Genomic DNA, 18,518 nt, shown 5'->3' with positions numbered 1-18,518 from the left:
GCGCTCACCGGTGGGCGAGATCGGCGGGATTCGGAATGCCGGGAATCGGGCATTCCTCCGTGCCGGGCGTGCTTCGCGTGAGCGCCTCGACCATCTTGCGCGTGCCTTCGGGGTCCGTGACCCACTTCGAGTAGAACTCGAACGGACATTCGGCAACGCCGTTCGCGTCTTCGCGCGAGTTGATCTTGCCCGTGTAGCCGCGATGCAGCAGCTTGTACAGATGGTTTTCCGACTGCATGTTCTTGCGCGCGTCGCGAATCAGGCTCTTGGAGAGCGCCGCATACTGGATGCCCATTTCCTCGGTGCCGCATTCGCCGAGCGTGCGGCCGTCGAAGCCGACCAGCGCCGAGTGGCCGAAATACGAGTAGACGCCGTCGAAACCCGCGGCGTTCGCGACCGCGACATAGACGTTGTTGACCCACGCCATCGACTTGGCCATGGTGATCTGCTGCTCTTTCGCCGGGTACATGTAGCCCTGGCAGCGCACGATCAGCTCCGCGCCCTTCATCGCACAATCGCGCCAGATTTCCGGGTAGTTGCCGTCGTCGCAGATGATGAGGCTCACCTTCAACCCCTTCGGCCCTTCCGAGACATACGTGCAGTTGCCCGGATACCAGCCTTCGATCGGCACCCACGGCATGATCTTGCGGTACTTCTGCACGATCTCGCCCTTGTCGTTCATCAGGATCAGCGTGTTGTACGGCGCCTTCTGCGGGTGCTCCTCGTGCCGCTCGCCCGTGAGCGAAAACACGCCCCAGACTTTCGCGCTGCGGCAAGCCTCGGCGAAAATTTCGGTTTCCTCACCAGGGATCGCGCTGGCCGTGTCGTACATCTCCTGCTGGTCGTACATGATGCCGTGCGTGCTGTACTCCGGAAACACGACGAGATCGAGACCCGGCAAGCCCGTTTTCATGCCCTTGACCATCTCGCCGATGTTGCGCGCGTTCGCGAGCACCTCGGCGCGCGTATGCAAACGCGGCATCTTGTAGTTCACGACGGCAACGCCGACCGTGTCGAGACTGCTCGAAATGTCACCATGCTGCATGCTTGACTCCTGGATGGACTGGAGGGCTCATTGCCCTGTGCGCCGGCGGCGCTGCAACCGCTTCGAACGGCTTCAGATTGTCAGGTAACGGGTAATGCGGTCCGCGTCGACGTTCGCGCGCGTGTCGCTATGCACGAAGCGGCCTTTTTCGATGATGAGAAAACGGTCGGCGATGTCGAGCGTGAACGAGAGCACCTGCTCGGACACGATCAGCGCGAAATCCCGCTCTTTCTTCAGGCGATTGAGCGCGCGGGCGATGTCCTTGATGATCGACGGCTGGATGCCTTCCGTCGGTTCGTCGAGAATCAGCACCTTCGGCTCCGACACGAGCGCGCGCGCGATAGCCAGTTGCTGCTGCTGCCCGCCCGAGAGGTTGCCGCCGCGCCGCGCGCGCATGTCGTAAAGCACGGGAAAGGCGTCGTAGATGTACTCGGGAATCTCCGCGCGCTTGAACCGGTCCATGCCCGAGAGAATGTTTTCCTCGACGCTCAGGTACGGAAAGATCATGCGCCCTTGCGGCACGAAGCCGAAGCCCGCAGCCACGCGCTCGTAACTCTTCGCCTTCGCGAGTTCGCGCCCGTTGAGCTCGATCTTGCCGCTGCGGGTCGCGATCATGCCGATCAGCGACTTGAGCAGCGTGGTCTTGCCCATGCCGTTGCGGCCCATCACCGCGACCGTTTCGCCGGGCGACAGGTCGAAGCTCAGATCGTGCAGCACATGGCTTTCGCCGTAAAAGACATTCAGGTTGTCGATCTTCAGCATCGTCAATGTCCCAGATACACTTCGATCACGCGCGGGTCGTTCTGGACCACGTCCATTTTTCCTTCGGCCAGCGTCTTGCCCTGGTGCAGCACCGTCACCTTGTGCGCAACGGACTTCACGAACTCCATGTCGTGCTCGATCACGACGACCGAGCGCCCTTGCGCGATCGTCTTCAGCAATTCGCCCGTCAGTTCGCGCTCGCGCGCGCTCATGCCCGCCACCGGCTCGTCGAGCAACAGGAGTTCAGGGTCTTGCATGAGCAGCATGCCGATTTCGAGCCACTGCTTCTGGCCGTGCGAGAGCAACGCGGCCTTGCGATCGAGCTGGTCGCTCAGGAAAATCATCTGCGCGACGCGGTCGATTTCGTCGATCACCACCTGACTGCGGTGGAAGAACAGGCTGCCGATCACGTCGCGCTTGCGCGGATAGGAGATTTCCAGATTCTCCGAAACCGTAAGATCTTCGTACACCATAGGATTCTGGAATTTGCGTCCCACGCCCGCCCGCGTGATTTGATATTCGAGCATCTTCTCCAGGTACATGCCCTTGAATTCGATGGTGCCCGAGGTCGGCTTGGTCTTGCCGCAAATCATGTCGAGCAGCGTCGTCTTGCCCGCTCCGTTGGGGCCGATCACGACGTGTAGCTGGTTTTCCTCGACATAGAAGTTGAGGTCGTCCACGGCCTTGAAGCCGTCGAACGATACGGTGAGGCCCTCGACGGCCAGGATCATCGACGTCATTGCGTGGCCTCCTGCGCGCCGGGCGCACCGTTGCGACGCGCGGGCCGCTGCTCGCGCAGCCAGTCGACCACCCCGGCAAGCCCCTTGGGCAGCAGCATGGGCACGAAGATAAAGAGCGCGCCGATGAAATAGACCCAGAAACCGACGAAGTTCTCGGACAGATAGCTCTTCGCCGCGCCGATGATGACCGTGCCGTACACCGCGCCAACGAGCGAAAGACGCCCGCCCACCGCGGCATAGATCACCATTTCGATCGAGGGCACGATGCCGCACACCGAAGGCGATGCGAAACCCACTTGCAGCGTGAACATCGCGCCGCCGATCGCCGAATACATGGCGGCCACCGCGAAGATGAAGCCCTTGAACAGCGCCGGGTCGTAGCCCGAGAAGCGGATGCGGTCTTCGCGGTCGCGAATCGCGATCAGCACCTTGCCGAGACGGCTTTTCAGAATGAAGCGGCCGGCCAGCACCGCGCACAGCAGGAGCACAACCGTCACGTAGTACATCACGAGCGTCGCCGTGTTGCTCTGCACGCTGTAGCCCATGAACGTCGGCAGATTGGTGATGCCGTTCACGCCGCCCGTATAGCCTTGCTGGCCGATGATCACGATGGACATGATCGAGGCGAGCGCCAGCGTCACGATCGAGAAATACACGCCGCCCACGCGCTTGCGAAAATTCGCGTAGCCCAACACGAAGGCGACCAGGGCGGGCAACACGATGATCATCGGCAGCGTGAACCAGGCGTGTTCGAACGGCACCCACCACCACGGCAGCTTGTCGATGCTGTTCCACGTCATGAAGTCCGGCACCGTGGCGCCCCCGCCGAATACGGCCGCCGCGGGGTCGTTCGCGCTTGCCTCCAGCTTCATGTACATCGCCATCATGTAGCTGCCGAGGCCGAAGAAAATGCCTTGTCCGAGGCTCAAAATACCGCCGTAGCCCCATGTCAGCACGAGACCGACCGCGCAGAACGCGAAGCTCAGATACTTCGCGAACAGGCCGAGCCGGAAAGCGCCCGTCAAGGCGGGCACGGCGATCAGCAGCAGCAGCGCGAGAATCAAGACCGAATGACGCTCGACCAGCAAGCCAATACGGGCGCCCGGCGCGGTCGGAACCGGCGCATTGCCGGCCTCACCGGACGCGGAAGAAAGAGGAAGGTTTTTCATGTCGCCGCGATGCCTCGTTGCAAAGAGTCCATATCGATTCCTTCGGATCAGATGAATCAACGTCGTGCGACGCCCGTGCCCCGCATGTCTGTGGGTGCCTGCCTGAGCGCGGGCGAAAAAAAAGCCCGAAGCCAGAGCGAGTCTGGCTGTCGGGCTTGTGTGGCCTGTGTCGCCCACGACGCCTTTGTCGTGTACGACGGAATGCAACTGCAAGTGCGAGGCTGCGTAGCCTCACATCTCACATGAGTAACGGGTTAGACGCAAAAGCTGTGCCAATTGGCTGAACGCCATACCGCGTGGGTTTGCGTGGTCAATCACGCAGTCAATCAAATCCCGCGCTCCCCATCATGGCGATACGAAGCACACTTATCGTGCACGGTGCATCCTTAGCGAACAGCACAGGCCACCGCTTCCCATCAGAAGTTCAACGCTTCGTGCGCCTTGATGATCGTGTCCGATACGGCTTCGAGCGATTGCCGCTGACCCATCGCGCGCGAGCGCAACAGATCGTGCGCTTCGGGCTCGGTCAGATTGCGCGTTTCCATCAGTATCGATTTCGCGCGCTGAATCTTGCGCTGATCCGCGAACTTCTCGGTCACGCGTTGCGCGTAGCGCTCCAGCGCGACGCGGCTCTTGTGCTGATGCAGCGATACCGCAATCGCCGTCAACACGCCCGACGACCGAACCGGCGACGGCACGGCACAGTACGCATTCAGCTTGATCACGATCTCGATGAAGATCGGGTTCTCGTAACTGACGACGGGTATCACGGGATGCGCGGCCGGCCCTTCGAGCCAGGGCAACGCTTTCGAAATCGTTTCGGGCCGGATTGCCATGAAGACGATGTCGGTGCCTTCGGGCAACGCATCGGGCGCGGGCCAGAAGCGGCATACGCGACTGCCGATGCGCCGAAGCTGCGCCATCAACTCCTCGCCGTCCTGATCCAGCGGATGCACCACGACCGCTTTCAGCGAGCGTATATCACGGAGACCTTGAGACGTGTTTGGCGAAGGATGGCGCTTCATCGGTGCACCTCAGGACGAACTGCAAGTGGCGCAAAGCGCCGACAACCGGCCGCGGTTCGTTCGATGTGGCCTCGGCGGCATGCTTCAAACATGCTGCGAGGCTGCGCGACGCTTTCCGCTTCCGATTCGATGGCAGTACAAAACCGCGGAATTGCGCGAGATCGTTGTGAAATCGACCTCTCGGGCGCGGGCGAAGCGCCCCGTTCGATCAGCGCGTAGTATGCACAGGACGTAAATCGGACGCAACACTAATTCGGGGTATGGCGACGACTTGCGAAAGGCCCCGCGAACCGCTGCTTACGCTAATGATCTAGCATAAGCAATGTGATGATCGGTTCGTATGCCAACGCGAAGCGGCACGCAGCAGCTAGCGCTTCGCGCGATCGATCCGCAACTGATACTGGAACGCATCGCCGCGATAACTCAGCGCCTCGAAAAGCACCGGCGTACCGTCGCGGTCATACACGAGTCGCTCGATTCCAAGCAATGCACTGCCGGGTTCCACGCCTAACGCCGCTGCAACCGCTTCGCTGGCAGGCATCGAGCGAATCGACAGATCGGCGTGACCGATTCGCACGCCGCTTTCCTCGATCACATGAAAGATGTCGCGAGCGTCGAGGTCCGCGGCGATCAACGTCTCGCCCACTTCGCGCGCCGCGTACGTCACTTCGAACGACACCGCTGCGCCGTCCAGCATGCGTACACGCTGGATTTCCGCCACCTGGGTTGCCTCGCCCAATTGCAGACGGCGCGTCAACTCGCTGTTGACGCACACGAACCGCGCGCTCTCGACCCGGTTCGACACGCGGTGTCCGAGCGGCGTCATTGCTTCCGAGAAGCTTTGCAGCGCACCGATATTCTGCGCCGCGCGCGACCTGCGCACGAAGGTGCCCTGCCCGTGGACCTTCTCGACCAGTCCTTCCTGCCGCAGTCGCTCCAATGCCTGGCGCACCGTGATGCGGCTGACGCCATACGCCTCGCACAGCGCATGCTCGGTTGGCAAACGCGCGCCGGGTGCATAGGTGCCGTCGAGAATGCGCGCATGCAAGGTCTCGCTAACGTGCTCATAAAGCGGGCCGGTCGATTTTCGGGTTCGTGTCATCAATAGGCAAGCAGGTGAAAGGGGCAATACAGGAATGCGTGTTCCATTGTGCCAAACATCCAAACCCGATGGCCAGATAAGCATGTCAGAAATGATCGCTTGGGGGCCAAAAGAGGCAAATCTATACTCGCCTCATCGTCGCGTTGTTATAACAACGACGTCACCGTAACGCCGCATTCAAGCCGCTCGGGGAGCCGGAAAGTCATGTCTGCCATTGTGTTTCATCAGTCGCCCTCCGCTGCCCCGCCGCCGCCGTCCGCGCGCTATAGCCATGCGGTGGAAGCCAACGGATGGCTTTATGTGACCGGCCAGCTTCCCGTCGACCCCGACACGCCGGAAAAGCCCTTGCCCGAAGGCATCGAGGCCCAGGCGCAACTGTGCTTTCGCAACATCGTGCAGATCGTCGGGCACGCGGGTTTTACGCTGGCCGATACGGTCTTCGTGCGCATCTACCTGCGCGACTTCAACGGCGACTACACCGGGTTCAACCGCGTTTATGACGCCCACTTCGGCGACGCGGCGCGGCTGCCCGCGCGCACCACGATCGGCGTTGCGCAACTGGGCCGCGACGCGCGTGTCGAGATCGATGTCGTGTTGTACTCCGCGCGCTGAGGGCTGCCCCGCGCTCAAACGGCCTTTGCCTATCCATCAGGAATTCATGCAATGAATACACGGCTTTTCGCTCGACTCGTCGCTCCGCTGTTCGCCACAGCGCTCATTGGCTTGTCGCCTGCACACGCGGCCGACAAGACGGTCACCATCGGTTATCAGACCGACATCGAGCCATCCAAGATCGCGCAGGCCAGCGGACGCTACGAGAAGGACAGCGGCTACCAGATCAACTGGCGCAAATTCAACACGGGCGCCGACGTGATCGCCGCGATGGCTTCGGGCGACGTGCAGGTCGGCTTCACGGGCAGCAGTCCGCTGGCCGCCGGGGTCACGCGCGGCCTGCCGATCGAAACGTTCTTCGTCGCGGCGGAAATCGGCTCCGCCGAAGCCTTCGTCGTGCGCAACGGCAGCAACATCAATACGCCGCAGGACCTGATCGGCAAGAAGATCGCCGTGCCGTTCGTCTCGACCACCCACTACAGCCTGCTCGCCGCGCTGAAGCACTGGAATATTCCTGAGGATCGCGTAACGATCCTCAACCTCGCGCCGCCCGAGATCGCGGCCGCATGGCAGCGCGGTGACATCGACGGTGCGTATGTCTGGGAGCCCGCGCTCGGCAAGATCCAGAAGACCGGCAAGATCTTCACCACCTCGGCCGAGGTGCGCAAGTGGGGCTCGCCCACGTTCCTCGCGTGGGTCGCGCGCAAGGACTTCGCCCAGGCGCATCCCGACTTTCTGGTGAGCTTCGCCAGGGTGACGGGTCAGGTGAACGAGGACTACCGCAAGAACGGCGCGAACTGGACGGCGAATTCGCCGGAAGTGGCGGCGATCGCGCGCGTGAGCGGCTCGGACCCGGCCGACGTGCCGCCGCTGCTGCACGGTACAACGTATCCGCTGCTCGCGGAGCAACCCGGCAGCACACTGCTCGGCGGCGGCACGGCAACCGCGCTCGCGGACACCTCGAAGTTCCTCAAGAGCCAGAAGCGCCTCGACACGCTGCTGCCCGATTATCGTCCGACCGTCACTGCCGCCTATGTGCAGCAGGCGATCAAACAGTAAGCACAGGCGAAAGACATAGCGATGATCCGCGTCGAATCCGTTTGCGTCGACTTTGAAGCCGGCCCGGCGCACCACACGGTGCTCTCGAATATCGATCTCGATCTGCGCGACGGCAGTTTCACGGTCGTGCTCGGTCCTTCGGGATGCGGCAAGACCACGCTGCTCAACGTGATCGCCGGGTTCATCGCGCCCACGGCGGGCAAGGTCACGCTGGATGGCGTCGCCATTGCGGGACCGGGCGCGGATCGCGGCGTCGTCTCGCAGGACGACGCGTTGCTGCCCTGGCAGAACGTCGCCCAGAACATCGCATTCGGCTTGCAGCTTCGCGGCGTGCCGCGCGACGCGCAGCGCGAGAAGGTCGACTCGCTGCTCGCGCTGACCGGTCTCGCCAGCTACGCGAATTACCCGCTGTGGAAGATCTCAGGCGGCATGCGCCAGCGCGTGAGCCTCGCGCGCTCGCTGGCCGTGGACCCGCGCTACCTGTTGCTCGACGAACCGCTCGGCGCACTCGATGCATTCACGCGCCAGCGCATGCAGGAGTATCTGTTGCAGCTTTGGACGCGTTACGACAAGGGCATGCTGATGATCACGCACGACATCACTGAAGCGCTTTTCATGGCGACCGATCTGGTGCTGATGCGAGGCGGTCCGGGCCGCATCGAGTCGGTGCGCGCGCTCGATTTCGGGCAGCGTTTCGCGGCGGGGGAAAGCGCGCGGTCAATCCGTAACGATCCGGCGTTCGGGCGCCTGCGCGACGAACTCGAAACCGCGTTCTTCGCCGACGAGGGAGAAAAGATATGAATGCAGCGGATCATCCGGCGCGCGCGCCTTCCGCTTTGGCGCAGACCGCGGCGCCCACCGGCGCGCACCGCGCGCCGCGAGCGCCGCGCGGCGCCTTCGCAGGATCGCGCCGCATCAGCGCGGCCACCGTGGTCGTGTTGATCGCGGCATGGGCGCTCGCCGCGCGCCTGCAACTCGTGAGCCCCGTGTTCCTGCCGTCGCCCGCGGCCGTCGCGCAGAAGTTCGTGACGGTGGCCACCGACGGCTCCAGCAACGCCACCCTGCTCCAGCACACGCTCGCGAGCCTGGATCGCATGCTCGCGGCGCTGTTGCTCGCGATCGTCACGGCGATCCCCGTGGGCATTCTCACGGGCATGAACCGCGTCGCGCAGGCGATCGTCGATCCGCTGATCGAGTTCTACCGGCCTATTCCGCCGCTGGCTTATCTGCCGCTCATCGTGATCTGGTGCGGCATCGGCGAGCCGTCGAAAGTGCTGCTCATCTGGCTCGCGATCTTCGCGCCGCTCACGATCGCAACGCAACAGGGCGTGCGCCGGGTGAAGCCCGGACGCACTCGCGGCGCCAGAGCCCTGGGCGCCACGCGCTGGCAGATCGTGCGCTACGTCGTGGTGCCTTCCGCCGCGCCGGACGTGCTCACGGGCATCCGCATCGGGCTGGGCGTGGGCTGGTCGGTGCTCGTCGCGGCCGAACTCATTGCGGCCACGCGCGGACTCGGCTTCATGATCCAGTCCGCCGGACAATTTCTGGAGACCGACGTGGTCATCATGGGCATCATCGTGATCGCGCTGATCGCGGCCTCGATCGAATGGGGTCTGCGGCGCGTACAAAAGGCACTCGTGCCATGGGATGGACACGCATGAGCGCATCACACGATCCGGCGAACGACATCGCCTTGCGCGCCGACGTATTCATCGCGGGCGGCGGTCCGGCGGGCACGTGGGCCGCGTTGACGGCGGCACGCAGCGGCGCGACGGTCGTGCTCGCGGACAAGGGCTATTGCGGCACGTCCGGCGCCGCGGCCGCGTCGAACAACAACGTCTGGTACGTGCCGGACCCCGAGGACCATGCGCGCCATTTCGAGGAGCGCTATCGCAGCGGCGGCGCACTGAGCGAACTGTCGTGGACCTCGCGCGTGCTCGAAACCTCCGCGCGCCAGTTGCAACGGCTCGAAACCCTCGGCTATCCCTTTGCGCGCAAGGACGACGGCACGCCCAACCGCGCCACGCTGCGCGGTCCCGATTACATGCGTTTCATGCGTCAGCAGATCAAACGCGCCGGCGTCACGATTCTGGACCACGCGCCGCTGCTCGGGCTCGTGCGCGACGAGCGCGAAGGCCGCGTGACGGGCGCGTTCGGCGTGCGTCGCGATGGGTCGCGCTGGCACGTGAGCGCGAACGCCTGCGTGATCGCAACCGGCGGCTGCGCGTTTCTGGGCGGCGCGCTCGGTACCAACGTCTGCACGGGCGACGGCCATCTTGCGGCGGCGGAAGCAGGCGCGCTCTTTTCGGGGATGGAATTCTCCAGCCAGTACGGGCTCACGGCGGCGTTCTCGTCGGTCACGAAGGGGCTGCCGTTCGTGTGGGCGAGTTATTCGACGCGCGACGGCAGGCCGGTTCATATCGACGAGGAAGACGCCTTCATTCCCGTGGCGAGAACGCTGGTCAACGAGCCCGTGTTCGCCGTGTTCGACCGCGCGACACCCGACATCGAACGCTGGCTGCGCTCGGGCCAGGCCAATGCCTTCCTGCCGTACGACCGGATGGGCATCGACCCGTTCCGCACGCGCTTTCCTGTCGGCCTGCGGCTCGAAGGCACGGTGCGCGGCACCGGCGGCATTCGTCTCGTCGATACCGATGGACGCACCGATGTGCCCGGCCTCTATGCGGCGGGCGATGCGGCATCGCGCGAAGCGATCGTCGGGGCGCGCACGGGCGGCGGCTCGCCGAACGGGGCGTGGGCCATTGCCACGGGAAGCTGGACGGGCGAGGCGGCGAGCCGCTTCGCGAAGACGCTTGGCGAAACCCGCGCTATCGACTTCGATGCTCACTATGCGCAACTCGCGACGAGCGATCCGCACGCCGCCGCCGAGACGCTCGAACGCGAGGTGCGTCCGATCGCCGTGCAGTTGTTTCGCAGCGAACGGCGGCTTGCCGCCGCGTTGCGCACCATCGACCATGCGCTCGTTGCGCGCCCCGACGTCGACACGTCGCTTGCCGCTCGCCGCAGCGCCCGCGCCTTGCTTTACGTGGCGAAGCTGTCGTACACGAGCGCGCTGGCGCGGCGCGAGACACGAGGCCTGCACCGGCGCGAGGACTTTCCGTTATGCAGCGACGACGCCCGCCGCCTGCTGATCGGCGGCGTGCAGGAACCTGCGGTGCGCTGGCGTGCCGTTGCCGAATCCGCCGCCAACTGACCGGACGACTGTTTTGATCGAACTCCTTAGTGAATCGCGCTGCACCGCCTGCGACCGCTGCGTGGATGTCTGCCCGACCAACGTCTTCGATGCGGTGAAGGGAGGCATTCCCGTCATCGCACGCCCCGACGCCTGCCAGACCTGCTTCATGTGCGAGCTGTATTGCCCGGCTGACGCGCTGTATGTGCACCCGTTCGCGGACGCGCACGTTGCCGTGGACGAAGCGCAACTCGTGCGAGGCGGGTCGCTCGGCGGCTACGGCCGCTCGCTCGGCTGGGTGCGGGCGCGCGCAGCCGGTACGGAACGCGATGAGACACATCGGTTGTTTGAGATTGGGGTGACTTAAGCTTTGAGGCTCGTGCTCTCGGCGGCCAGCACGGCCTCGGAGAGCGTCGACACTGCAATCGCAGCGATCCGCAAAGATGGGACGTATGACCCGCTGCAAAAGAAATACTTCGATTACGACATCGATAAGCGAGTGAGGTCGTCGCTCATCATTTAGCAACCCGAACGGATTCCGCCCAGCTTTGACGGGCGGGCCGTCGGCTGCCGAGGCGCTCGACCGTCTTTGTCTGAAAGACGGCTTGGAGCGCGACGTTCAATTCAAGGCGGTTCAAAACTCACGCACGGTTGCTCTCGAAGCGTGCGTCTGCCCCGCTCCTATCCGCGCTTGCGCAACGGCTCGAGCAGTTCCCTCAGCCCGTTATGATCCAGCTCGTGCATCAGCGCGAGCAGCCGGCCGATATCGCCCTGCGGAAAGCCTTCGCGGGCAAACCAGTTGAGGTAATGCCCTGGCAGGTCGGCAATGAGCCGGCCCTTGTATTTGCCGAAGGGCATGGCGAGGGTGACGAGACGTTCAAGGTCTGGAAGTTGCATGTCGCATATTGTTGCACGGTTTCCCACACCGGAAAGCCCGGCACCCGCGCACGGGACGGCGCTCGCCGAGCATGCGAGCGTCCCGTTCACACGCCAACACAACGATTAGCGCATCGAAGCTCAACCAAACAGCTTGTTGGCAGTCTTCGCGATCAGTTCGCCCTGATGACGTGCGCCCTCCAGTTCGATGGCGCTCGGCTGCCGCTGACCTTGCCCCCCGGCGATGGTCGTCGCGCCATAGGGGGCACCGCCGACAATCTCGTCCAGCGTCATCTGCCCCTGGTGGCTATACGGCAGCCCGACGATCGTCATGCCAAAGTGCAGCAGGTTCGTGATGACCGAGAACAGTGTCATTTCCTGCCCGCCGTGCTGGGTGGCCGTCGAGGTGAAGGCGCCGCCAACCTTGCCGTTCAGCACGCCGCGCATCCACAGGCCGCCCGCCTGATCGAGAAACGCCGCCATCTGCGACGAGATACGGCCGAAACGGGTCGGTGTGCCAATCACGATCGCGTCGTAGTCGGCGAGATCATTGACGCTCGCAACCGGCGCCTTCTGGTCGAGCTTGAAGTGGCCGCCTTTGGCCACCTCCTCCGGCACCGTTTCCGGCACCCGCTTCACATCGACCGTGGCGCCGGTCGATCGCGCCCCTTCGGCCACGGCGTCCGCCAGCGCTTCGACGTGTCCGTACGTTGAGTAATACAGCACCAGGACTTTCGACATTTCCCTCTCCTTTTACACGCAGGCGGCGAGACCGCCGTTAAAAAGCCATGGACAACATAATGTAGTCAGGAAGGCGTGGAATCCAGAAACACATAGAGTGCCGCAATTTTTCCGTCCCGAACGATAATCATATCCACGCCCGTGTACTCGGGCGCCTCGCCGCGCGGTCCCGAGCCCCATGCCAGCCGGCCTGCGTTCTGGAGCGCCTGAGCCTTGCTGTGCGGCGTGTAGGCAAAATGCGGGTGCGTCGCGCGAAGCGCTCCAGCAAACTTGTCGAGCGCGTCGTGCCCGGTATATTCGCCCGGAGGCACATGGAGCACACAGTCTTCGGTATAAAGCGCCTCGATGGCCGTGCGACGTCGCGCGGCGTCGCCCTCGCCAAAAACCTCCTGAAGATTGCGATACAGCAGGTCGTGAATCCGTTCGTCCATGACGGGCTTCCTTTGCGATGTGTTATCGCCTGACATTTATTTCCCAATCCTGATCAATCGATCGACTCCGGCAGGCCGAACCGGCACGCTCCCGGCCTGCGTCGCCTCAGCCCGCGCTCAACGCGGCCGCATGCGGGAGCGCGCGTTCGCGTCGCGCGTCCAGACTGAACGCACCCGCGCCGAAGTACGCGATCTGAAGCAGGCCGCCCGCCATCATCACGTTCTTCAGGAAGTGAATCATCTGGTTCTGGTCGGCGAAGTTGTGGTGAAAGGAGATCGCGGTCATCACCGAGAACACCGCCAGCGCCACCGCCACGAAGCGCGCACGATAGCCCGACATCAACAACAGGCCGCCGCCCACCTCCACCAGCACCGCGACGACGTAGGCAAGCGACGGAACCGGCAGCCCGGCCGACGCGATATACCCGACGGTCGCGGCATGCGCGGCCAGTTTGCCCAGCCCGCTCATCAGGAACGGGGCGCCGATCAGGACACGCCCGAGCAAGGGCAGAAACTTGTAACGATCCATGAAATTCTCCAGAAATGAATACAACCCGGTGGTGGAAAATGAAAAGAGAAACGCTCAACCGGCGTCCACCATCACCAGTTCAGAATCTTCGATAGCGCTGATCTCAAGCGCCTGCGTGTTCGAGATCGCGACGCCGTCCAGCGCGTCCATGCGCTCGCCGTTCACCTCAATGCGTCCCGAGGCGACCACGAGATACGCGCGATGCGATATCGGCAACGCGTGGCGCAAGCGCTCGCCCGCCTCCAGCGTCGCGCCGAGCAAACGTGCGTCCGCCTGGATCGGCAGCGCGCCTGCGTCGCCGTGAAAGCCGCTCGCGAGCACGACGAAGCGCCCGGAGCGGTCGTGCGCCGGAAACAGCTTCGTGTCCCATGCCGGTTTGCCCCCGGCTTCGCGCGGGCGCAGCCAGATCTGATAGACCTTGAGCGGCTCGTCGCCCTGGTTGACCTCCGCGTGGCGAATGCCCGTGCCCGCGCTCATGACCTGCACGTCGCCCGCGCGGATCGTGCCTTCGGAGCCGAGCGTGTCCCGATGACCGAGAACGCCCTGGCGCACGTAGGTGACGATTTCCATGTCGCGATGCCCGTGCATGGGAAAACCGCGGCCGACGGCGATTTCGTCGTCGTTCCAGACGATCAGCGGGCCGAGCGCGCGATGCGCGTCATTGCCCTGCGCGCTGACCGCGAAGTGATATTTCGCGCGCAGCCAGCCGTAGTCGGCTCCGTCCAGCAATGCCCAGCGCCGGTGTTCCAGCATGGCAACCTCCTCGTTCTTGCGCCCCGTATGAGGCTTGCGATGGAGAGATGCTATCCACGCAATGATTCGACGCCAATCTCCAGACTGGCAAGCTATCATTGCCCTGACAGCAACGATGACTTCCGGAGGCGACGTGCCGCCCAACCAGATCACCGACCTCAACGACCTGCGGCTATTCGCGCTGATCGTCGAGCATGGCAGCTTCACGGCCGCCGCCCACGGCCTGGGCGTACAGACGTCGAAGCTCAGCCGGCGCATCCGTGCGCTGGAGGAGGAACTGGGCATTCGCCTGCTCAATCGCACGAGCCGCAGCCTGTCGCTGACGGAAACCGGGCGGCAGTTCCATCAGCATTGCGTCGCGATGGTCGCCGAGTCGAAGGCCGCGAAGGACTTCGTCGACCAGACGCGCACGCAGCCTCAGGGCACCGTGCGCATCAGTTGCCCGGTGGCGTTGCTGGACTCCGGCATCGCCGCGATCCTGGCGCGCTATCTCGAAGACAATCCGCAGGTTCAGGTGCTGCTCGACGCGACGAACCGGCGTGTGGACGTGATCGAGGAAGGGCTGGACTTCGCCATCCGGGTCAGGCTGCCGCCGCTGGAGAACACGGACCTGGCGGTGCGGCAACTGGGCTTGTCGGTACGGATTCTGGTCGCGAGCCCCGAACTGGCTGCGCGCCATCCCGCGCCCGTGTCGATCGAATCGCTGAAAACCTGGCCGTCGCTCTCGATGGCGAGCGCAAGCGAAAAGTACATCTGGAACCTGGTGGACGCCGGCGGACAGGCAATTGCATGGACACACCGCCCGCGCCTCGCCACGGACGATCTGGCGACGCTGCGGCGCGCGGCGATACGCGGTGTCGGCGTCGCGATGCTCCCGCGCGAGCAGGTGGGAGCCGATCTCCAGGCGGGCCGTCTGCTGCACCTGTTGCCCGATCTGTCGGCGGCACCGGGGCTCGTGCACGCGATCTTTCCCTCGCGCCGAGGCATGGTGCCCGCCGTTCGCCATTTGCTCGATACGCTGGTGTCGGCGTTTCCCGTGATCGCAGGCGAAACATGACGCAATGCGCTTCACGGTGACAACCGCACGCTGCGACAAAACGAACCGTTTGCCTCGATCCCGAGGCTCGCCTATAATTGAGCGCGTACTCACTCTATTTTGACTCGAATCAGGATGGCACGACCGCTCAGTCCGGAAAAGCGCAACGCCCTTTTGCTCTCGGCCACGCAGGCCGTTGCCGAACAGGGCGTGCTGGCCAGCACCGCGAGCATCGCCCGCGGCGCGGGAGTGGCGGAAGGAACGCTGTTCACCTACTTCGAGAACAAGGAAGCCCTTTTCCAGGACCTGTACCTGCACCTCAAGAACGATCTGGCCGAATACGTCATGCCCGGCTACCCTCATCAGGCGGGCTTCGAGCCGCGCATGGAGCATATCTTCCAGCGTTATGTCGGCTGGGGCGTGGCTAATTCGGCCGGCCGTCTTGCGGTTTCGAAGCTCTCCGCTTCCGGGGTGTTGCAGGACGGCACGCGCACGCGAGGCATGGAGCCGTTCCTGGCGGTGTCCCGGATGATGGAGGACGCGGTGCATGGCGGCATTCTGGTCGACGCGCCGATCGCGTTTCTTTATGCCGTGATCGAACGCATCGCCGACACCACGATCGAGTACATCGAGAAGGAGCCGGAAGGCGCCGAACGTCATCGGCAACTGGGATTTCGGGCGGCCTGGCGAGCCATTACCCGCTAGGGCCGCCATACCACGTCAACCAGGGCAGTTTTTTTGGTTTTTAATTGAGTGCGTACGCGCTCATTAAGTAAAAGGAGAAGTCGTCATGCGCAGTCAAAAATGGCTCATTACCGGCGCATCGGGCGGTCTCGGGCTGGCGCTCGCCGAGAAGGTGCTGGCCGAAGGACATCGCGTGGTGGCCGCCGTGCGGCGCGTCGCCGCCTTGCAGTCGCTCAAGGATGCGTGGCCCGACGCGCTCGAAGTCGAGTCGCTTGACGTGACCCGTCCCGAGCAGGTGCAGGCCGTCGCAGCACGTCACGCCGACGCGGACGTCGTCGTCAACAACGCGGGCGGCGCCGTCATTGGCGCGATGGAGGAAATGAGCGAGGCCGACATCGAGCAGCAGATCGCGCTCAATCTGCTCGCGCCCATCCACGTCACGCGGGCCTTCCTCGGCGCGATGCGCGCGCGCGGGCACGGCACGTTCATCCATGTCACGAGCGTCGGCGGGCGCGCCGCGTTCCCGAGCGGCTCGCTCTATCACGCGGCCAAATACGGCCTGGAAGGTTTTGCGGAGTCGGTGAGCCAGGAAGTGGCCGAATTCGGCATCAACACCCTCATCGTCGAGCCGGGTTCCATCAAAACGGGCTTCGTGGCCAATATCCGCTGGACCGATGAGCTTGGCGCCTACAAGGACGGCGTCGTCGGCAAGCTGCGCCAGCAGATCAAGGAAGTCGGCGACGAATATGCATCGGGCGACCCCGTGAAAATGGCGGCTGCCATCTACACGATCAGCCAGTTGCCGGAGCCGCCGCTGCGCACCGTGCTCGGCGCGGACGCCTATGCCGTGCTGGAAGCCGCCTATACCCGCAGCCTCGCCGCGCTTCAGGCGCAAAAGGAACTCGCCGGCTCGGTGACGTTCGAGGGTAAGGCTGGATTCAATCCCCAATGACCGACGAAGGGTGAAACGATCATGTCAAAAGTCTGGTTGATCACCGGCGCGTCCCGAGGCCTCGGCCGCGCCATTCTCGAAGCCGCACTGCTCGATGGCGGCAAGGTCCTGGCCACCGCGCGCGACACGTCGAAGCTGGCCGGTTTGCAGACGAGTCACGGCGAGCGCCTCGCGACGTTCGAGCTGGACGTGACGCACGAAGAACAGGCGAAGCGCGCCGTGTCCGAAGCGGCGCGCCGCTTCGGACGTCTGGACGTGCTCGTCAACAACGCCGGTTACGGGCACATTCAGCCGTTCGAGTCCACGCCTTCCGGCGATTTCCGCGCGCAGCTCGAAACCAATCTGTTCGGCGTGGTCAACCTCACGCGCGCGGCCATTCCCGTCATGCGCGCGCAGGGCGGCGGCCACGTCTTTCAGGTTTCGTCGATTGGCGGGCGCATCAGCAGCCCGGGGCTCGCCGCCTACCAGGCGGCGAAATGGGCCGTGGGCGGATTCAGCGACGTCGTGGGCAAGGAAGTTGCACCGTTCGGCATCCGCGTGTGCACGCTGGAACCGGGCGGCATGCGCACCGAATGGGGACGCGAGGCGCGCTCGACACTACAAGACCTGCCTGAGGACTATCGGCCGTCGATGGCGCAATTCAAGGCGCTGGTAGAGGCGTATGTGGGCCATGAAGTGGGAGACCCCGAGCGCATCGCGAAGCTGATCGTCATGCTCGCGTCGCGGGAGACCGTGCCCGCGCGGTTGATGCTCGGCTCGGACGCCTGGCAGGTATTCGAAGCCGAGGAACTCGCGCGCCGCGAAAGCCAGCAAAAGTGGAAAGCCGTGACCCTGGCCACCGATTTCGGCGCGGCGGCGCCCGAATGGCCGTCGCAGTGACATTCTGCGCCGCGCCGACCGGCAGACACCGGCACGGTCTGCCGGTGTCTGCCGGTACCTCGCGCGTACCCGCACCCACCTCCCCCTGACACAGTCATCGCGACGGCCATAGGACCTACGTCCGATTGACTGGCGAATCACACGTGGCAACCTTCGACAAAGCTGTCTCCCGGTTCATGGAAAGCAATTGCGGAGGTCACCATGTCTTCACGGCGCAGGAAGTTCGCGCTCGCGGTCATCACCCTGGTTGTGACGGTTTCGGCGGGAACCTCCTGGTCAACCGAGCAGGCCCAGCAACGCCGCGCCGGGCGCGACGTGCGCCAGGAAACGCGCCAGGGGTCGCGGCACACCAAGCAGGATTGCAGGGCCGCGAACCAGACAAGCAATTCGCAATGCCGCCAGGACAAGCGGCAAACCAAGCAGAACGGCCGCGAGGCGGCAAGGCAGATCAAGTATTGAGCGTTCGCGCTCACGTGCGCCGGCGTGACCCGGATCGAGCGACGGCGCAATCGACATGTAGCAGACCAACTGGGGAAGCCGATGCGAGCCTGCCGATATGTGGTCCTTGGCACTTTGCCCTTCATGATCGTAGCCTGCAATACGCCGCCGATCCCGCCGGGCAAGCCGGTCGACATACCGACGGCGCTGGAGCAGGTCCTCACAGGGCTGTGCACGTTCCGCAAAGAACAGGCCGGCAAGAAGGAGGATCTGGGCGTCGCCATCGAATCGGTCACCGTGGAGCTCGATCTGACTGTCGACGGCGCCAGGAATCCGCCAGTGGCCGTCGCGCCGGATATCCAGTTCATTCCCACGGTGAGCTATGGGCAGATCATCACGGCAAACCGGGGCAGCCGGCTGACGCTCACGCTGAAGAACACCGGCAGCGGCGCCCACGGCGGCTGCGACGTCACCGCGCAGGCCAAATAGACG

At 64.1% G+C, this 18,518-nt stretch carries 23 protein-coding genes; 12 read left to right on the top strand and 11 right to left on the bottom strand.

Features of this window, described 5'->3' with window-relative positions:
- Positions 1-4: 4 nt before the first annotated feature.
- From C7401_RS12535 to C7401_RS12510, 6 genes are all read right to left on the bottom strand, one after another.
- Complete coding sequence (locus tag C7401_RS12535) at positions 5-1,045, bottom strand: aliphatic amidase (protein WP_112171696.1); 1,041 nt, start codon at positions 1,043-1,045, stop codon at positions 5-7.
- Positions 1,046-1,117: 72 nt separating this feature from the next.
- Complete coding sequence (gene urtE / locus C7401_RS12530; protein WP_112171695.1) at positions 1,118-1,807, bottom strand: urea ABC transporter ATP-binding subunit UrtE; 690 nt, start codon at positions 1,805-1,807, stop codon at positions 1,118-1,120.
- A gap of 2 nt (positions 1,808-1,809) precedes the next feature.
- On the bottom strand, positions 1,810-2,538 hold the full coding sequence (gene urtD, locus C7401_RS12525; RefSeq protein WP_372460467.1) for an urea ABC transporter ATP-binding protein UrtD: 729 nt from the start codon (positions 2,536-2,538) through the stop codon (positions 1,810-1,812).
- 5 nt (positions 2,539-2,543) lie between these two features.
- Positions 2,544-3,716 (bottom strand): urea ABC transporter permease subunit UrtC, encoded by a 1,173-nt coding sequence (gene urtC, locus C7401_RS12520; RefSeq protein WP_112171693.1) that lies wholly within the window; start codon positions 3,714-3,716, stop codon positions 2,544-2,546.
- 416 nt (positions 3,717-4,132) lie between these two features.
- Positions 4,133-4,675: an ANTAR domain-containing response regulator gene (locus tag C7401_RS12515; RefSeq protein WP_258397014.1), complete on the bottom strand. Its 543-nt coding sequence runs from the start codon at positions 4,673-4,675 to the stop codon at positions 4,133-4,135.
- A 433-nt stretch (positions 4,676-5,108) separates the two neighbouring features.
- A complete protein-coding gene (locus C7401_RS12510) occupies positions 5,109-5,843 on the bottom strand; it encodes a GntR family transcriptional regulator (protein ID WP_258397013.1) in 735 nt (244 codons plus the stop codon).
- A 204-nt stretch (positions 5,844-6,047) separates the two neighbouring features.
- On the opposite strand from C7401_RS12510, the gene C7401_RS12505 reads away from it, so the two are divergent.
- From C7401_RS12505 to C7401_RS12480, 6 genes are read left to right on the top strand one after another with little or no spacing between them, the layout of a single operon-like run.
- A complete protein-coding gene (locus tag C7401_RS12505) occupies positions 6,048-6,455 on the top strand; it encodes a RidA family protein (RefSeq protein WP_112171690.1) in 408 nt (135 codons plus the stop codon).
- 51 nt (positions 6,456-6,506) lie between these two features.
- Complete coding sequence (gene tauA / locus C7401_RS12500) at positions 6,507-7,514, top strand: taurine ABC transporter substrate-binding protein (RefSeq protein WP_112171689.1); 1,008 nt, start codon at positions 6,507-6,509, stop codon at positions 7,512-7,514.
- 15 nt (positions 7,515-7,529) lie between these two features.
- On the top strand, positions 7,530-8,315 hold the full coding sequence (locus tag C7401_RS12495) for a taurine ABC transporter ATP-binding protein (RefSeq protein ID WP_373864436.1): 786 nt from the start codon (positions 7,530-7,532) through the stop codon (positions 8,313-8,315).
- A complete protein-coding gene (locus tag C7401_RS12490) occupies positions 8,312-9,175 on the top strand; it encodes an ABC transporter permease subunit (protein WP_112171687.1) in 864 nt (287 codons plus the stop codon). The genes C7401_RS12495 and C7401_RS12490 overlap by 4 nt, the downstream gene beginning before the upstream one ends.
- On the top strand, positions 9,172-10,728 hold the full coding sequence (locus tag C7401_RS12485) for an FAD-dependent oxidoreductase (RefSeq protein WP_112171686.1): 1,557 nt from the start codon (positions 9,172-9,174) through the stop codon (positions 10,726-10,728). Before C7401_RS12490 ends, C7401_RS12485 begins: the two co-directional genes overlap by 4 nt.
- A gap of 13 nt (positions 10,729-10,741) precedes the next feature.
- Entirely contained in the window at positions 10,742-11,074 is a 333-nt protein-coding gene (locus C7401_RS12480; RefSeq protein ID WP_112171685.1) for a 4Fe-4S binding protein, read from the top strand.
- A 314-nt stretch (positions 11,075-11,388) separates the two neighbouring features.
- Here the strand turns inward: C7401_RS12480 and C7401_RS12475 are convergent, their stop codons facing one another.
- The 5 genes from C7401_RS12475 to C7401_RS12455 all read right to left on the bottom strand — a co-directional run bounded on the left by C7401_RS12475 (position 11,389) and on the right by C7401_RS12455 (position 14,037).
- Positions 11,389-11,604: a DUF3820 family protein gene (locus C7401_RS12475; RefSeq protein WP_112171684.1), complete on the bottom strand. Its 216-nt coding sequence runs from the start codon at positions 11,602-11,604 to the stop codon at positions 11,389-11,391.
- 120 nt (positions 11,605-11,724) lie between these two features.
- Positions 11,725-12,324: an NAD(P)H:quinone oxidoreductase gene (wrbA, locus tag C7401_RS12470; RefSeq protein ID WP_112171683.1), complete on the bottom strand. Its 600-nt coding sequence runs from the start codon at positions 12,322-12,324 to the stop codon at positions 11,725-11,727.
- Between the two features lie 65 nt (positions 12,325-12,389).
- Positions 12,390-12,755 (bottom strand): nuclear transport factor 2 family protein, encoded by a 366-nt coding sequence (locus C7401_RS12465; protein ID WP_112171682.1) that lies wholly within the window; start codon positions 12,753-12,755, stop codon positions 12,390-12,392.
- 106 nt (positions 12,756-12,861) lie between these two features.
- Positions 12,862-13,284 (bottom strand): DoxX family protein, encoded by a 423-nt coding sequence (locus C7401_RS12460; protein ID WP_112171681.1) that lies wholly within the window; start codon positions 13,282-13,284, stop codon positions 12,862-12,864.
- Positions 13,285-13,338: 54 nt separating this feature from the next.
- Entirely contained in the window at positions 13,339-14,037 is a 699-nt protein-coding gene (locus tag C7401_RS12455) for a pirin family protein (protein ID WP_112171680.1), read from the bottom strand.
- Positions 14,038-14,152: 115 nt separating this feature from the next.
- Here C7401_RS12455 and C7401_RS12450 point away from each other — a divergent pair, with 115 nt between their 5' ends.
- The 6 genes from C7401_RS12450 (at position 14,153) to C7401_RS12425 (ending at position 18,515) form a co-directional block, all read left to right on the top strand.
- Positions 14,153-15,094, top strand: coding sequence for a LysR family transcriptional regulator (locus C7401_RS12450; protein ID WP_112171679.1), 942 nt, complete (start codon positions 14,153-14,155; stop codon positions 15,092-15,094).
- A 114-nt stretch (positions 15,095-15,208) separates the two neighbouring features.
- Positions 15,209-15,778 carry a TetR/AcrR family transcriptional regulator gene (locus tag C7401_RS12445; RefSeq protein WP_112171678.1) on the top strand — a complete coding sequence of 190 codons (570 nt, stop codon included), beginning with the start codon at positions 15,209-15,211 and terminating at the stop codon, positions 15,776-15,778.
- A gap of 85 nt (positions 15,779-15,863) precedes the next feature.
- On the top strand, positions 15,864-16,709 hold the full coding sequence (locus C7401_RS12440; protein WP_112171677.1) for an SDR family NAD(P)-dependent oxidoreductase: 846 nt from the start codon (positions 15,864-15,866) through the stop codon (positions 16,707-16,709).
- Positions 16,710-16,730: 21 nt separating this feature from the next.
- On the top strand, positions 16,731-17,588 hold the full coding sequence (locus C7401_RS12435; RefSeq protein ID WP_112171676.1) for an SDR family NAD(P)-dependent oxidoreductase: 858 nt from the start codon (positions 16,731-16,733) through the stop codon (positions 17,586-17,588).
- Positions 17,589-17,789: 201 nt separating this feature from the next.
- Positions 17,790-18,047, top strand: a complete 258-nt coding sequence (locus tag C7401_RS12430; protein WP_112171675.1) for a hypothetical protein — start codon at positions 17,790-17,792, stop codon at positions 18,045-18,047.
- A gap of 123 nt (positions 18,048-18,170) precedes the next feature.
- Positions 18,171-18,515, top strand: a complete 345-nt coding sequence (locus C7401_RS12425) for a hypothetical protein (protein ID WP_112171674.1) — start codon at positions 18,171-18,173, stop codon at positions 18,513-18,515.
- The last annotated feature ends 3 nt before the right edge of the window (positions 18,516-18,518 follow it).

This window comes from Paraburkholderia unamae, from assembly GCF_003268775.1.
In the GTDB taxonomy this organism is placed as follows: Bacteria; Pseudomonadota; Gammaproteobacteria; order Burkholderiales; family Burkholderiaceae; genus Paraburkholderia; species Paraburkholderia unamae.
This window is presented reverse-complemented; position numbering and strand designations above follow the sequence as displayed.

Excerpts from the sequence above, each read along its gene's own strand:
- urtE (WP_112171695.1), bottom strand. The coding sequence starts at position 1,807 with ATGCTGAAGATCGACAACCTGAATGTCTTTTACGGCGAAAGCCATGTG.
- urtC (WP_112171693.1), bottom strand. The coding sequence starts at position 3,716 with ATGAAAAACCTTCCTCTTTCTTCCGCGTCCGGTGAGGCCGGCAATGCG.
- C7401_RS12490 (WP_112171687.1), top strand. The coding sequence starts at position 8,312 with ATGAATGCAGCGGATCATCCGGCGCGCGCGCCTTCCGCTTTGGCGCAG.
- C7401_RS12510 (WP_258397013.1), bottom strand. The coding sequence starts at position 5,843 with ATGACACGAACCCGAAAATCGACCGGCCCGCTTTATGAGCACGTTAGC.
- urtD (WP_372460467.1), bottom strand. The coding sequence starts at position 2,538 with ATGATCCTGGCCGTCGAGGGCCTCACCGTATCGTTCGACGGCTTCAAG.
- C7401_RS12450 (WP_112171679.1), top strand. The coding sequence starts at position 14,153 with ATGACTTCCGGAGGCGACGTGCCGCCCAACCAGATCACCGACCTCAAC.
- C7401_RS12445 (WP_112171678.1), top strand. The coding sequence starts at position 15,209 with ATGGCACGACCGCTCAGTCCGGAAAAGCGCAACGCCCTTTTGCTCTCG.
- C7401_RS12440 (WP_112171677.1), top strand. The coding sequence starts at position 15,864 with ATGCGCAGTCAAAAATGGCTCATTACCGGCGCATCGGGCGGTCTCGGG.
- C7401_RS12460 (WP_112171681.1), bottom strand. The coding sequence starts at position 13,284 with ATGGATCGTTACAAGTTTCTGCCCTTGCTCGGGCGTGTCCTGATCGGC.
- C7401_RS12535 (WP_112171696.1), bottom strand. The coding sequence starts at position 1,045 with ATGCAGCATGGTGACATTTCGAGCAGTCTCGACACGGTCGGCGTTGCC.
- C7401_RS12430 (WP_112171675.1), top strand. The coding sequence starts at position 17,790 with ATGTCTTCACGGCGCAGGAAGTTCGCGCTCGCGGTCATCACCCTGGTT.
- wrbA (WP_112171683.1), bottom strand. The coding sequence starts at position 12,324 with ATGTCGAAAGTCCTGGTGCTGTATTACTCAACGTACGGACACGTCGAA.
- C7401_RS12425 (WP_112171674.1), top strand. The coding sequence starts at position 18,171 with ATGATCGTAGCCTGCAATACGCCGCCGATCCCGCCGGGCAAGCCGGTC.
- tauA (WP_112171689.1), top strand. The coding sequence starts at position 6,507 with ATGAATACACGGCTTTTCGCTCGACTCGTCGCTCCGCTGTTCGCCACA.
- C7401_RS12475 (WP_112171684.1), bottom strand. The coding sequence starts at position 11,604 with ATGCAACTTCCAGACCTTGAACGTCTCGTCACCCTCGCCATGCCCTTC.
- C7401_RS12455 (WP_112171680.1), bottom strand. The coding sequence starts at position 14,037 with ATGCTGGAACACCGGCGCTGGGCATTGCTGGACGGAGCCGACTACGGC.
- C7401_RS12485 (WP_112171686.1), top strand. The coding sequence starts at position 9,172 with ATGAGCGCATCACACGATCCGGCGAACGACATCGCCTTGCGCGCCGAC.
- C7401_RS12435 (WP_112171676.1), top strand. The coding sequence starts at position 16,731 with ATGTCAAAAGTCTGGTTGATCACCGGCGCGTCCCGAGGCCTCGGCCGC.
- C7401_RS12505 (WP_112171690.1), top strand. The coding sequence starts at position 6,048 with ATGTCTGCCATTGTGTTTCATCAGTCGCCCTCCGCTGCCCCGCCGCCG.
- C7401_RS12465 (WP_112171682.1), bottom strand. The coding sequence starts at position 12,755 with ATGGACGAACGGATTCACGACCTGCTGTATCGCAATCTTCAGGAGGTT.